Origin of the sequence: Achromobacter deleyi (genome assembly GCF_902859705.1) — a bacterium.
GTDB classification, from domain to species: domain Bacteria; phylum Pseudomonadota; class Gammaproteobacteria; order Burkholderiales; family Burkholderiaceae_B; genus Achromobacter; species Achromobacter deleyi.
Genome location: NZ_CADIJO010000010.1, coordinates 18,428 through 31,775, shown reverse-complemented (window position 1 = coordinate 31,775; position 13,348 = coordinate 18,428). Strand labels below are relative to the sequence as shown.

Here is a 13,348-nt window from a genome sequence, read left to right as displayed (position 1 = left end):
TCCTGATCCAAAACCTGGGTATCAACAGGCCATACGATACGCCTTATTTGCGCGGCGCCTTCAGGGCGGCGTGGTAACGCGCGACGTAGGTGTCGAAATCCACGTCGTCCGATTGCTCGATGCGCAATTGCTCGGCGCTGGAGTCCAGCGCGCCTTGGCGGTACTGGGCTGCCAGGTCCGCCGGCAGGGCCTGCGCACGCAGCGTGTCGGCGTGTGCCTGGCTTTGGCGCAGGGAGAAGTCGTGGAACGATTCGCCGCTGTCGGTCAGCGCGGCCAGCAGGTGCGCCGACGGGGTGGCGTCGGGGCGGCCGAGCTTGGCGCGCTGCACGGCCAGGCTGTCGGCGTAGGCACTGCCGCCCAGCGCGGCGTCGTACAAGGCGGCGTACGGGGCGATCTGGTCCAGCAACTGCTCGCCCCATTCGGCCAGCCCGATGGCCTGGCCGTCGCGGTCCAGTTGCAGGCCGGGCTTGCGGCCTTCCTTGACGACGGTGGAGAAATTATCGGCGCTGCGCTGGCAATAGCCGTTGGCCGGGAAGAACGGGCTGTCGGCGGTGGCGCAGAACAGCAGGAAGGCGTCGACGAAACGGCTGGTGTCGGCATCGATGCCCACCGGCGATTCCGGATTGATGTCCAGGCAGCGCACTTCCACGTATTGCACGCCGCGCTCGGCCAGCGCGGTGATCGGGCGTTCACAGCGGCCGGTGGCGCGCTTGGGGCGGATGCTGGAGTAGTACTCGTTTTCGATCTGCAGCACGTTGGTGTTGAGCTGGATCCATTCGCCGTTGCGGTGCGTGCCCAGCTTCTGGTAATCGGGCCAGGGCTGGGTGACGGCGTCGTACAGGCGGCCCAGGAAGGTATCCAGGTCGTTGTAGCAGAGCTTGAGCTGCGACTGCGCCTTGTTCTGGTAGCCCAGGTCGCTCATGCGCAGGCTGGTGGCGTAGGGCAGGTACAGCGTGTGGTCGCCCAGGCTTTGCAGCGGGTGTTCGCGGCCGCGCAGGAAATCGCGCGCCAGCGCGGGCGCCGCGCCGAACAGGTACATCAGCAGCCAGGAATAACGCGTGAAGTTGCGGATCAGGCCGATATAGCCGCGCGAACGGCGTTCCTGATCGGTGCCGGGCTGGTTGTCCAGCACCGACCACAGCTGTTCGGGCAGCGAGAAGTTGTAGTGCACGCCGGCAATGCATTGCATGGTCTTGCCGTAGCGTTCGGCCAGGCCGCGGCGGTACACGTGCTTGAGCATGCCGGTATTGGACGTGCCGTACCAGGCGATGGGAATGTCGGCCTCGGACGGCAGCGTGGCGGGCATGGACTGGTTCCAGATCAGTTCATGGTCCAGCACGCTGTAGACGTGGCGGTGGGTCGCCGTCAGTTCGGCCAGCAGGGCCTCCACATTGTTGTGGGTGCCGGTGATGAGTTCGAGCAGGGATTCGGAATAGTCGGTGGTGACGTGCTCGTTGGTCAGCGCGGAACCGAGGCCGGCCGGATGCGGCGTGCGGGCCAGGATGCCCTGCTCGTCGACGCGCAGGCCTTCTTTTTCGATGCCTCGCAGGGTCTGGGCCAGCAGCGGGCGGTTGGCCTCCAGGCGGGCGAGGCGGTGTGCGGCGGTATCAGTCACGGAATATTCTCGATGGGGTCTGTCGCGGGATTTTACGGGGTGCTGGCCTCCTCTGCAGAGGGAGTCAGTACTGGGGACAGGGACAATACCGCGGCGGTGCGCGCCAGCCACTCGTCCAGGTCGGCGTAGACCGGGTCGGCGATGGGGGCGGTTTCATTGAAAATCTCGTGCCAGGCCGTGTCGTACCAGCGCAATGTCAGCAATTCGGCGGGGGCCCGCTGGGCGAATTGGCGGCTGCCCTCGGCCGCCACGATGGAATCGTCGCCCGCCACCATCAGCAGGGTGCGACAGGCCAGCAGGTGGGCCTCGCGCAGGGAATCGCGCCCGCCGTCGTCCACGAAACGGGCCAGCCGGCCGGTCATGCTGCGGCGCACCAGGGGGTCGGATCGGTACGCCTTGACCACCGCCCGGTCGTGCGAGATGCGGGCCGGCGCCAGGCCGTGGGGCACCCGCAGGTCGGGGGCGTGCAGCGACATCCAGGTCAGGGTACGGCGCACCCACATGGGCACATTGACCACGAACGGCGGCGAACTGAGCACCAGGGCATCGATCGGGGCCAGTTGCTGCAGGGCGATGCGCACCGCCACCAGGGCGCCCAGGCTGTGGCCCAGCAGGATGGGGGGACGGCCATGGGCGGCCGTCCAGGCGTCCAGCCGCGATACCGCGTCGGTCACCAGGTCTTCCTGGCGCGCCAGGGTGGCGGGCCGGCCGGCCGAGCGGCCGTGGCCGCGGTGGTCGTGGGCGCCGACCGTCCAGCCGCGGGCGGTCAGCCAGCGCGCCAGCCGGTCATAGCGCCCGGCGTGCTCGCTCAGGCCATGCAGCAGGTAGATGCTGGGGGTGCCGGGGCCGGAGACCGGGGCGGGCACATTCGGGGCGGCAGCCCAGACATAATTGGCCAAAAGCGTGCCGTCGGGCGCGGGGGTCATCGAAATCGGCGACAATTTGGGGCTTTCCTCGAAATGAAAAGACCGTGGGGTCTTCCGGTAATGACGATTTCATCGCTGTTTCGTTTCATGTTCAAGAAAGGCGGCGCGATTCTTGCGCTGGCCCTGCTGCTGGCCGCCTGCTCGCCCCGTTACAACTGGCGTGAAGTCGACGTGGCGGACGGCCGCGTGCGGGCGGCATTTCCGGATCGGGTGCAGACCGAGACCCGCCAGCTGCGGCTGGATACCCATACCCTGAGTTTTACCCTGGCCACCGCCACGGTGGGCGAGGCCGTGTTCGCGGTCGGGTCGGCCCCGCTGCCGCCGGACATCGCCACCGACCCCGTGGCCCGCCAGGCGCTGGGCATGGCGCTGATGCGCTCGTTGTACGTCAACATGCAGGCGCCGCCGCCGACCGAATGGCCGCCGTACGGGCAGGACATCGATGTGCAGGGCAAGGCCATGGGCAAGCCCGGCTGGCTGCGGGCGCGGGTGTGGGTGACCGACAACATGCTGATCGAGGCCGTGGCTGCCGGCACCGAGGAAAGCCTGCCGGCCGAGCGTGCCCGAGAATTCCTGAGATCGGTCGTCGTCAAGCCGTGACGGGGTGCAGCAGCCCCCGCCGGATGGCCGCCGCCACCGCGGCGCGCCGGCCCCGCACCTGCAGTTTTCGGCTGGCGTTGCGCAGATGGAAATTGACGGTGCTTTCACTGATGTCGAGAATGCGGCCGGTTTCCCAGCTGGTCTTGCCGGCGGCTGCCCAGTGCAGGCAGGCGGATTCGCGCGGCGACAGCCGGACGGCGGGGACGGGTTTGGCGGGCGTGGGCAATGGCGAGGGTTCCTGGCAAGAGAATCCCCATGCTGCGGCCAAGCCGTTGCGCCGGGCAAGCTTTGATGCTGCCGCGAATTACTTTACTTATCTCTGACGGAATAACCGGATGCTCGCCATCGCGCAGTTCTACCTGTCGGCCATCGTGCTGATGATGCCCCTGTTGTCGTGCGTGGGCATCGGCGTGTTCTGGGGCAAGCGCGACCTGCCGTTCGGCGGTTCCTTCATCACCACGCTGGTCACGTCGGTAACGACGCCCGCGCTGGTGTTCCACACTTTCGTCACCACCCATCTGGACGACCGCGCGCTGGCCGACGTGGCCGCGGCCACGCTGCTGGCGTTGCTGCTGTGCGCGCTGGCCTGCGCGCTGCTGCTCAAGCTGGGCCGGCTGCCGGTGCGCACGCTCTTGCCCACCGCCTTCCTGCCCAACGCCGGCAACCTGGGCCTGCCGATTTCGCAGCTGGCCTTCGGCGACGCTGGCCTGTCAGTGGCCGTGGCGTTCTTCGCCGTCAATTCCTTCGTGATGCACACGATCGCGGTGCGGCTGCTGCCGGGCGTCAACACCAAGGGCAGCTGGAAGAGTCCGATTTTGCTGGCATCCATCGTGGCGGTGGCCATGCGCATGCTGCACATTCCGGTGCCGGACTGGGTGATCGAAACCGCCCGGATGCTGGGCGCGGTGACCGTGCCGCTGATGCTGCTGAGCCTGGGCCACGCGCTGGCGCTGATACCGGCCAATGGCATCAAGGACGGCGCCAAGGTGGCGGCGATGCGCCTGGTCACCGGCCTGGCCGCGGGCCTGGCGATCGTGTGGTTGCTGGACCTGGAACCGGTGCTGGCCGGCGCACTGACGCTGCAGATGGCGATGCCCTGCGCGGTGGTCAGCTACATGTACGCCAAGCGCTACACCGCCATGGGCGATACCGCGGCCGGCGCCGTGCTGGTGTCGACCGTGGTGTTCCTGCTGCTGGCGCCGCTGATGCTGTGGTTCAGCCACGGCGGCTAGGTGCCGTGGCGGGGAAGGGGGCGGCGCCGCGCCGCCCCGGCCGGCGCTAGGCCGCGCCCGACATGGCGCGCAATTGCGCCATCAGCGCCTCGGGAATCTCCACGCCATGCTTGATCGCTTCGTCGCGCAGCTTGCGGCGGCGCTCGCCCGGCAGGCGCACGCCGTCGTCTTCCAGCATGGCGTCCACCAGGACTTCGACACGGTCCAGGTAGGTTTCCTTGCCGGCCAGGGCGCCGGGGTCGATTGCCATGAAGGCCTGGCCCAGGCGGGCGGGGCCGCCTTCGTCGACGAAGAACGATTCGGTCTCGAAGCCGAAGTGCGAGCCGGTCAGGGCGCACGCCAGCAGTTCGATGATCAGCGCCAGCATCGCGCCCTTGACGCCGCCCGCGGGCAGCATGCTGCCGGCCAGGCCGGCCTTGGGGTCGGTGGTGGGCTGGCCGTCGGCGTCCAGCGCCCAGCCCAGCGGAATCGGCTGGTTGTCGCGCGCCGCGATCATGAGCTTGCCGCGCGCGACTTGCGACAGCGACAGGTCGATGACGATGCGCGCGCCGCCGCGCCGCGGGAACACCGCGGCAATGGGATTGGTGCCGAACAGCGGGCGCTTGCCGCCCCAGGCCGGCATGGCGGCGGGGGAGTTGCTCAGGGCCAGGGCCACCAGGCCGGCGTCCGCCAGGGCTTCCAGGTGGTAGCCGGCTTCGCCGAAGTGGTGGCTGTTGGCCACGCCGATGAAAGCCACGCCATGTTCGCGGGCGCGCACGGCGGCCTGTTCCACCGCCATGGCGCAGGCGGGGAATGCCAGTCCGGAACCCGCATCGATCAGGGCGGCCCCGCCGCGCTCGTGCACGATGCGTGGCACGGCGTCGCCGAGCGCGCGGCCGGTGCGCAGGTGGCCGGCATAGAACGGCACGCGCGACAGGCCGTGCGAGCTCAGGCCCTGGCTTTCGGCAAAGACCAGGGCTCGCGCCGTGCTGTCGGCCATGGCGGGGTTGGCGCCCGCGGCGGCCAGGCTGGCCGCGGCCAGGTGTTGCAGTTCGTCCAGATAGATGTGAGCCATATCCTTCCTGTTCGGGTGGGCGCGCCGCGCGTCATCGGGCGCCGCCGGTAAGCGCTATTGTCACACCGGCGGCCACCATGTCGGAAACCCGGGTGTTGGCTTCCTGCGTCAGTCCGGCGATGTGCGGGGTCAGGATCAGGTTGGGCGCGTCCGCCAGCGGGCCGCCGCCAGGCAGGGGTTCCTGGTCGAACACGTCCAGCGCCGCGCCGCGCAGGTGGCCCATGCGCAGCGCCGCGGCCAGGGCGGCCTCGTCGACGATGCCGCCGCGCGAGGTGTTGACCAGAATGGCGCCCGGACGCATGCCGCGGATGCGATCGGCATTGAGCAGGTGGCGGGTGTCGGCGTTCAGCGGCACGTGCAGCGACACGGCGTCGGCCTGCGCCAGCAGCGCGTCCAGCGGCAGGGGCGTGGCGCCGCTTTCGGCCCAGACGGGATGCGTGGCCGGCAGCGCCGCGTCGCAGGCGACGATGCGCATGCCCAGCCCCGCCGCCAGTCGCGCGGTCAGTTGGCCGATGCCGCCAAAGCCCACCACGCCCAGGGTGCGGCCGTGCGCCTCCAGCCCTTGCGACAGCGCCGTACGCGGCCAGCGTCCGGCCGCGACGTCGGCGCTGGACGCATAGGCGCCGCGCAGCAGCGCCAGCACCGTGCCGATGACGTATTCGGCCACCGCGCGGGCATTGGCGCCGGTGGCCGGCACCACCTGGATGCCCCGGGCGGCGCAGCCCGGCAGGTCGATGTTGTCCAGCCCCACGCCCAGGCGGCCCACCGCCCGTAGCCGCGGCGCCGCGGCCAGCAGCGCGGCATCCACCTGGCTGCGGTTGCGCACGATCAGGCCGTCGGCCTGGCGCGCGGCATCGAGCAGCGCATCGCGCGCATCCACCAGGTCGGGGGCGTAACGCACGTCAAAGCGCTGGCGCAGGGCGTCGACGGCGGGCGCGTCCATGAATTCCGAGATCAGTACATGCATGGGGCCTCCGGGCTCAGGCGATCTGGATGTTGGCATCGCGGATGATCTTGGCCCAGCGCTCCACTTCCGACCCCAGGTAGGTGCCGAAGGCTTCGGGCCCGCGCGGTTGCGGCACGAAGCCCAGCTGCAGCAAGGCTTGCTGCATGGCGGGCTGCGACACCTGCTTGACGATGGCCGCGCCGATACGCTGCACCAGTTCGGGCGGCATGCCGGCCGGGCCCATGACGCCGGTGAAGTTTTCCACCACCAGGTCGGGCAGTCCGGCCTGCGCCACGGTGGGCACGTCGGGCAGGTCGGCGCTGCGCTCGCGGGTGGTGATGGCCAGGGCCCGCAGCGAACCGTTCTTCACGTGCGACAGCGACTCGGGGTAATTCGAGAACACCACGTCCAGGTGCCCGCCAATCAGGTCGGTCAGCGAAGGCGCGCCGCCCTTGTACGGCACATGCATCAGCGGCGCGCCGGTCAGCTTCTGGTAGAGCGCCAGCGTCAGGTGCGGGGGCGTGCCGTTGCCGCTGGAGCCGGCCGCCAGCGGCTTGGCGGCCGCCGCGCGGGCCAGGTCGTCCATGGTCTTGATGGGGCTTTTGGCATTGACCACCACCATGATGGGCGACGAGGCCAGCCCGGCCAGCGGCGTCAGGTCGCGCGTCAGGTCGTAGCCGGCCTTGCCGGCGAACAGCGTGGCGTTGGCGGCGTGCGACAGGGTGATCGCCAGCCAGGTATAGCCGTCCGGCGCGGCGTGCGACACGTGGGCCGCGCCGATGTTGGCGCTGCCGCCGGGCTTGTTTTCCACCACCACGTTCCAGCGCTCGGCATCGCCCAGCGCCTTGCCGACCTGGCGCGCGGCCACGTCGGTCAGACCGCCGGGCGGGAAGGGCACGACGTAGTTGATGGGGCGTTCGGGCCAGGCGCGCTTCTGCGCCAGCGCCTGTTGCCAGGGCGTCAACGCACAGAGACCGGCGGCGCCCAGGGCGCCCAGCACGCGCCGGCGCTGCGCGCCGTCGATCGGGGGGGATTGCTCGCGATTCATCTGTCTTCCTCCTTGGGGGTGGCGCCCGGGTAGGAATGCATACGCCTGTGCTGCCGTGGCGGCTTGCGCCCGGGTCTGCGTGTTTTTTTGTCAGGCGCTTTCGAAGATGCGGGTCAGCACGAATTCGCGGTGGCCCAGGGCCTCGGCCGCGGTCCAGCGGCCATTGGCGGTGGCCAGCATGCATTCCAGCAGCTTGTCGCCGGCCTGGTTCAGGTCGATCTCGCGCTGCAGCAGCGCGCTGGTGTCCACGTCCACGTGTTCCGACATGGTGCGCACGGTGCGCGGGTTGGCGCAGATCTTGATGACCGGCAGGATGGGGTTGCCGATGACGTTGCCCTGGCCGGTGGGAAAGAAGTGCACCGCATAGCCGGACGCCGCGCACAGCGTCACCATTTCGGCCGCGGCCGACGACGAATCCATGAACCACAGGCCCGGCCCGTCAGGAATCTCGGCCTTGTCGATCACGCCGTCCACGCGGCAATGCTTGCCGATCTTCTGGATGTTGCCCAGCGCCTTTTCCTCGATGGTGGTCAGGCCGCCGGCGATGTTGCCCTTGGTGGGCTGGGATTCGGACAGGTCGCTGGTCTTCCAGCGGTCGATCATGGCCTGGTAGCGGTCGAACATGAACATGAAGCGTTCGCGCACGGCGTCGTTGGCGCAGCGCTCGGCCACGATGTGTTCGCCGCCCGTCAGTTCCGACGTTTCACCGAACACCAGGGTCGAGCCCAGCGCATACAGCTTGTCGAAGGCATTGCCCACCGTGGGGTTGGCGCCGCAGCCGGACGTGGTGTCGGACTCGCCGCACTTGGTCGACACCCACAGGTCCGAGATCGGACACGTGCTGCGCGTGAGCGCCGTGGCGTAGTGCACGAATTCCTTGGCGCAGCGCGAGGCGCGCATGATGGTGTCGTGGTCGCCATGCAGTTCGATGCTGAAGCCCATGACCGGCTTGCCGGTGGCGGCAATGCCGTCGACCACGCGCTTGGTCCAGCCTTCTTCGATGCCGATCACCACCACCGCGGCCACGTTGGGATTGCAGCCGGTGCCGATCAGGGTGCGAAAGTGCAGCTCCAGGTCTTCGCCGAATTGCAGCCGGCCATAGGGGTGGGGCAACGCCAGCGTGCCCTTGATGTTGTGGGCGACGGCCTCGGCCGCGGCGTTGGAAATGTCGTCCACGGGCAGCACGATGACGTGGTTGCGCACGCCGACCCGGCCATTGTCGCGGCGGTAACCCTGGAAGGTGGTCTGAGCATTGATGACGGACATGATTTTTTCCTCTTGGGGGGCGGGGGGGACGCTTACCAGCGCTTGGTCTTGATGTTGTGCACGTGGGCGTGCTGGCCGGCCTTGATCGGCGCCACCACGCGGCCGATGTCCACGCCGTACTTGAAGACCGTGTCGCCCTCGGCCATGTCTTTCATCGCGACCTTGTGGCCGATGGGGATGTCCTGCGAGGCCTGCACATGGATGATCTTGTCCTCGTCCATGATCCAGGCGTTCAGTTCCGTTCCGGCGGTCAGGCCTTCCACCACGGCGACCGCCACCGTGTCCTTGGCATCGTGCAATACGGCATGAATCATCGTCTTCCTCTCTTGGGCTGGGCGTGCGGCCGGGTGCCGCAAGCGCTTCGGGATCACAACGTCCGGCAAATCTTAAGATCGGCTTTTCGGCATGTCAACTAAATCATATATATGAATTGTATGACTTGAGCCAAGCCGTCGTGGACCGCTACACTGGAGGTCCCTGATTTTTGCGATGCACCCATGAACACCAGCCTGTCATCGACTGTGCCTTTGGGCAGTCCCTTGTACGAGCAGGTCAAGCAAGCCGTGCTTGCCGCGCTGGCGCAAGGCGAATGGAAGCAGGGCGAGGCGATCCCCCCGGAAAAGAACCTGGCGGAACGCTTTGGCGTGTCGATCGGCACGCTGCGCAAGGCCATCGACGAACTGGCCGCGGAAAACATCCTGGTGCGCCATCAGGGCCGGGGCACCTATGTGGCGGTGCACACGCGCAACCACCACTTCTTCAAGTTCTTCCGCATCCTGCGCCAGGATGGCAACAAGTCGTACCCCACGACCGAGCTGCTGCGGTTCCGCCGCGTCAAGGCATCGGCCGCGGCGCGCGAGAAGCTGGGCCTGCCTGCCGGCGCCTATGTGTTCGAGTTCCTGAACATGCTGTCGTTGAACGGCGACGTGGTCATGATCGACGACATCTGCCTGCCCGAATCGCGCTTTCCCGGCATGACCGAGGGGCACTTGCGCGAGCGCGCCAGCACCTTGTACGCGCTGTACCAGGACGTATTCGGCGTCAACGTCATCGCCACCGACGAGCGCCTGCGCACCTGCCTGGCCGACCGCGCCCATGCGCGCTGGCTGGGCGTGGCCGAGGGCGCGCCCCTGCTCGAGATCCGCCGCGTGGCGTTTTCGTACAACCGCCAGCCGGTGGAATGGCGCATCTCGCGCGTGAACACCGAGCATTACGAATACCTGGGCCACGAGCCCTGGGAGGCCGGCGCCTGACCGGTTGCCCGCTGCTGCGCGGCGTGGGTGGGGCTTGCGGCCCCCACCGCAAGCAGTGCTAGAATTCTTGCCGCACTATCCTAATTTCGGCGCCGATTTGCCTGATCCGCTTGCGGGCGCCTTCCAATAAATCCAGCTAAAGAGGTCCGTATGACCACTCCTGCCCAACATTTGGCCGGTGATTCGGCCAGCGCCGCGCTTGCAGGCTCGCCTGCCACCGTCGCACCCGTCACTCAGTCCGACGCCGTTGATCCCGGTTCCGTCGGTCTGGTCGCACCCGTCTATCTTCGTTTCGACGAGCCGCTGTCCTTGCTCAGCGGACAGTCGCTGGCCGCCTACGAACTGGCGGTCGAGACCTATGGCACCCTGAACGCCCAGCGCACCAATGCCGTGCTGATCTGCCATGCACTGAACGCCTCGCACCACGTGGCAGGCCAGGCGGCCGACACGCCCAGCGACGTGGGCTGGTGGGACAACATGGTGGGCCCCGGCAAGCCGGTGGATACCAACCTGTTCTTCGTCATCGGCGTGAACAACCTGGGTTCGTGCTTTGGTTCGACCGGCCCGGCCAGCATCAACCCCGAGACCGGCAAGCCCTGGGGCGCCGCGTTCCCGGTGCTGACGGTGGAAGACTGGGTGCAGGCGCAGGCCCGCGTCGCCGACCACTTCGGCATCGAGCGCTTTGCCGCCGTGATGGGCGGTTCGCTCGGCGGCATGCAGGCCCTGAGCTGGGCCATCACCTTGCCCGAGCGCGTGGCCAATTGCGTGGTCATCGCCAGCACGCCGCGCCTGTCGGCGCAGAACATCGGCTTTAACGAGGTGGCGCGCCGCGCCATCATCACCGACCCGGATTTCCACGGCGGCGACTACTACGCGCAAGACACGGTGCCGCGCCGCGGCCTGTCGGTGGCGCGCATGATCGGCCACATCACCTACCTGTCTGACGACGACATGGCCGAGAAATTCGGCCGTGCCCAGCGCGAGCCGGCGGCGGACGGTGCGTACCACTATGGCTACGGCGTCGAATTCGAGGTCGAGTCGTACCTGCGCTACCAGGGCGAGAAATTCACCCGCTATTTCGACGCCAACACCTATCTGCTGATCACCCGCGCGCTGGATTACTTCGACCCGGCCCGCAAGACCGGCGGTGACCTGGCGCGCGCGCTGGCGCCGGCCAAGGCCGACTTCCTGCTGGTGTCGTTCAGCACCGACTGGCGCTTCCCGCCGGAACGCTCGCGCGAGATCGTGCGGGCCCTGCTCAAGAACGCCAGCCCCGTCACCTACGCCGAGATCGACGCGCCGCACGGGCACGACGCCTTCCTGCTGGACGACGCGCGCTACCATGCCGTGGTTCGCGGCTATTACGAGCGCATCGCCCGCGAACTGGGCCTGGTCGACGCCGCTCAGATCGAAGGATCCTACGCATGAACCCTGTCACTCCCCGGCCCGCCGTGGCCACGCTGCGGCCCGACCTGGCGCGCATCGCCAGCTGGATCGAGCCCGGCAGCCGCGTACTGGACCTGGGCTGCGGCGACGGCGCGCTGCTGGCGCACCTGCGCGACCACCGCCAGGTGCGCGGCGCGGGCGTGGAACTGGACGACACCTGCGTCATCGCCTGCGTGAAGCGCGGCGTGGAAGTGATCCAGCAGAACCTGGAAGACGGCCTGGCGCTGTTCGACGACAAGCAGTTCGATACCGTGGTGCTGTCGCAGACGCTGCAGTCCATGCACCGCACCGAGCACATCCTGCGCGAAATGGCCCGGGTGGCGCGCCACGGCGTGGTGTCGTTTCCCAATTTCGGCTACTGGCCGCACGGCTGGATGATCCTGCGCGGCCGCATGCCAGTGACCGGCCAGATGCCTTACCAGTGGTACAACACGCCCAACATCCACCTGTGCACGCTGCGCGACTTCGAACAGCTGGCCGGTGAACTGGGCCTGCGCATCCTGGAACGCGCCACCTTCAACGAAGGGCGCGAGATCAAGGCGTTTCCCAGCTGGCGCAGCACCCTGGCGGTGTACCGCTTCGCCTCTCCCTGACTTTCTGCAACGGCGGCTGACGGCCCGGGCGATCCGCGCCTAAAATGCCGCAAGCCCGTGGCGCACGCCTGTGCGCCGCGCCGGCCCGTTCCAGGAGACCGTCATTACCGCTGTATCCAACGTCTACACCAGCCCCCGCGTCGCACCCCTGCTGGTCCTGGGGTTTGCCAGCGGATTGCCGCTGGCCCTGACCAGCGGCACCTTGCAGGCCTGGGCCACTGTGGCCGGCGTGCCGTTGCAGCAGATCGGTTTCCTTACCCTGGTAGGCACCGCCTACACCCTGAAATTCCTGTGGGCCCCGCTGGTCGACCGCTACGTGCCGCCGCTGCTGGGCCGGCGTCGCGGCTGGATGCTGGTCACGCAAGTCCTGCTGGGCCTGGCCATCATGCTGATGGGCACGCTGTCGCCGTCGTCGGCCTTGCAGACGCTGGCGCTGCTGGCGGTGTTGGTGGCTTTCCTGTCCGCCACCCAGGACATCGCTTTCGACGCCTATTGCACCGACGTGCTGCGCAAGGAAGAGCGCGGCGCGGGCGCGGCCATCAAGGTCATGGGCTACCGCCTGGCCATGATCGTCTCGGGCGGGTTGGCGTTGATCATGGCCGACCAATGGATCGGCTGGGGCAATACCTACGTGGTGATGGGCGGCCTGATGCTGCTGTGCGCGCTGGCCACGCTGTGGGCGCCTGAACCGGAACGCGTGGCCGTGGCCCCGCGCAGCCTGGGCGAAGCCGTGGCGGCGCCATTGCAGGAATTCTTCACCCGCCGCGGCGCCTTGCTGGTGCTGCTGCTGATCGTGCTGTACAAGCTGGGCGACGCCTTTGCCGGCGCGCTGTCCACCACCTTCCTGATCCGCGGCGCGGGCTACACGCCTACCGAAGTCGGCGCGGTCAACAAAGTCATGGGCATGGCCGCCACCATCGTCGGCGCGCTGGCCGGCGGCTTCATCATGTCGCGCTGGACGCTGTACCGGTCGCTGATGGTGTTCGGCCTGCTGCAGGCGGTGTCCAACCTGGGCTATTGGCTCATTGCCGTCAGCCCCAAGAGCATCTGGCTGATGGCCAGCGCCGTCGGTCTTGAAAACCTGTGCGGTGGGCTGGGCACGGCCTCGTTCGTGGGCCTGCTGATGGCCCTGTGCCGCCAGCGCTTTTCGGCCACGCAGTTCGCGCTCTTGTCGGCGCTGTCGGCCGTGGGCCGCACCTACCTGGCCGGACCGCTGACGCCGCCCCTGGTCGAACACCTGGGCTGGCCAGGGTTCTTCCTGGTGACGGTCGTCATTGCGCTGCCCGGCCTGGTGCTGCTGCGCATGCTGCGCAGCCGCATCGAGGCCATGATCCAGAACGGCGACGAAGCCTGAGTCCCCGCGTTGCGG

General features: G+C 68.2%; 14 protein-coding genes and 1 riboswitch. Of the genes, 6 read left to right on the top strand and 8 right to left on the bottom strand.

The annotated features are described in order from the left end of the window. Positions 1 to 43: 43 nt before the first annotated feature. Both gshA and HV798_RS15695 read right to left on the bottom strand, forming a co-directional pair. Positions 44 to 1,615 carry a glutamate--cysteine ligase gene (gene gshA, locus HV798_RS15700; RefSeq protein WP_175193607.1) on the bottom strand — a complete coding sequence of 524 codons (1,572 nt, stop codon included), beginning with the start codon at positions 1,613 to 1,615 and terminating at the stop codon, positions 44 to 46. 32 nt (positions 1,616 to 1,647) lie between these two features. After that, the gene (locus HV798_RS15695) at positions 1,648 to 2,556 is read right to left on the bottom strand and encodes an alpha/beta hydrolase (protein WP_246288846.1); all 909 of its coding nucleotides are present in this window, start codon (positions 2,554 to 2,556) and stop codon (positions 1,648 to 1,650) included. A gap of 45 nt (positions 2,557 to 2,601) precedes the next feature. Between HV798_RS15695 and HV798_RS15690 the strand changes: the two genes are divergently transcribed. Beyond that, entirely contained in the window at positions 2,602 to 3,141 is a 540-nt protein-coding gene (locus tag HV798_RS15690; RefSeq protein WP_175193606.1) for a hypothetical protein, read from the top strand. Here the strand turns inward: HV798_RS15690 and HV798_RS15685 are convergent. Then, the gene (locus HV798_RS15685; protein ID WP_175193605.1) at positions 3,131 to 3,367 is read right to left on the bottom strand and encodes a helix-turn-helix domain-containing protein; all 237 of its coding nucleotides are present in this window, start codon (positions 3,365 to 3,367) and stop codon (positions 3,131 to 3,133) included. The genes HV798_RS15690 and HV798_RS15685 overlap by 11 nt on opposite strands. Before the next feature lie 109 nt (positions 3,368 to 3,476). Here HV798_RS15685 and HV798_RS15680 point away from each other — a divergent pair, with 109 nt between their 5' ends. After that, on the top strand, positions 3,477 to 4,373 hold the full coding sequence (locus tag HV798_RS15680) for an AEC family transporter (RefSeq protein ID WP_175193604.1): 897 nt from the start codon (positions 3,477 to 3,479) through the stop codon (positions 4,371 to 4,373). Between the two features lie 46 nt (positions 4,374 to 4,419). Here the strand turns inward: HV798_RS15680 and HV798_RS15675 are convergent, their stop codons facing one another. The 5 genes from HV798_RS15675 to HV798_RS15655 form a co-directional block, all read right to left on the bottom strand. Next, positions 4,420 to 5,427 carry an Ldh family oxidoreductase gene (locus tag HV798_RS15675; RefSeq protein WP_175193603.1) on the bottom strand — a complete coding sequence of 336 codons (1,008 nt, stop codon included), beginning with the start codon at positions 5,425 to 5,427 and terminating at the stop codon, positions 4,420 to 4,422. Between the two features lie 31 nt (positions 5,428 to 5,458). Further along, the gene (locus HV798_RS15670) at positions 5,459 to 6,394 is read right to left on the bottom strand and encodes a hydroxyacid dehydrogenase (protein WP_175193602.1); all 936 of its coding nucleotides are present in this window, start codon (positions 6,392 to 6,394) and stop codon (positions 5,459 to 5,461) included. 13 nt (positions 6,395 to 6,407) lie between these two features. Beyond that, positions 6,408 to 7,421, bottom strand: coding sequence for a Bug family tripartite tricarboxylate transporter substrate binding protein (locus tag HV798_RS15665; RefSeq protein WP_025135544.1), 1,014 nt, complete (start codon positions 7,419 to 7,421; stop codon positions 6,408 to 6,410). Positions 7,422 to 7,511: 90 nt separating this feature from the next. Further along, positions 7,512 to 8,687, bottom strand: a complete 1,176-nt coding sequence (locus tag HV798_RS15660; RefSeq protein WP_175193601.1) for a UxaA family hydrolase — start codon at positions 8,685 to 8,687, stop codon at positions 7,512 to 7,514. 32 nt (positions 8,688 to 8,719) lie between these two features. Next, a complete protein-coding gene (locus tag HV798_RS15655; protein WP_175193600.1) occupies positions 8,720 to 9,001 on the bottom strand; it encodes a UxaA family hydrolase in 282 nt (93 codons plus the stop codon). A 183-nt stretch (positions 9,002 to 9,184) separates the two neighbouring features. Between HV798_RS15655 and HV798_RS15650 the strand changes: the two genes are divergently transcribed. From HV798_RS15650 to HV798_RS15635, 4 genes are all read left to right on the top strand, one after another. Next, positions 9,185 to 9,940 carry a GntR family transcriptional regulator gene (locus tag HV798_RS15650; protein WP_175193599.1) on the top strand — a complete coding sequence of 252 codons (756 nt, stop codon included), beginning with the start codon at positions 9,185 to 9,187 and terminating at the stop codon, positions 9,938 to 9,940. A 79-nt stretch (positions 9,941 to 10,019) separates the two neighbouring features. Beyond that, a riboswitch (SAM riboswitch) is annotated at positions 10,020 to 10,101 on the top strand. Next, complete coding sequence (gene metX / locus HV798_RS15645) at positions 10,091 to 11,368, top strand: homoserine O-succinyltransferase MetX (RefSeq protein WP_025135548.1); 1,278 nt, start codon at positions 10,091 to 10,093, stop codon at positions 11,366 to 11,368. (Overlaps the previous riboswitch by 11 nt.) Continuing rightward, a complete protein-coding gene (gene metW, locus HV798_RS15640; RefSeq protein WP_025135549.1) occupies positions 11,365 to 11,979 on the top strand; it encodes a methionine biosynthesis protein MetW in 615 nt (204 codons plus the stop codon). Before metX ends, metW begins: the two co-directional genes overlap by 4 nt. A 70-nt stretch (positions 11,980 to 12,049) precedes the next feature. Next, a complete protein-coding gene (locus HV798_RS15635) occupies positions 12,050 to 13,333 on the top strand; it encodes a muropeptide transporter (RefSeq protein WP_425486148.1) in 1,284 nt (427 codons plus the stop codon). Positions 13,334 to 13,348 lie beyond the last annotated feature (15 nt).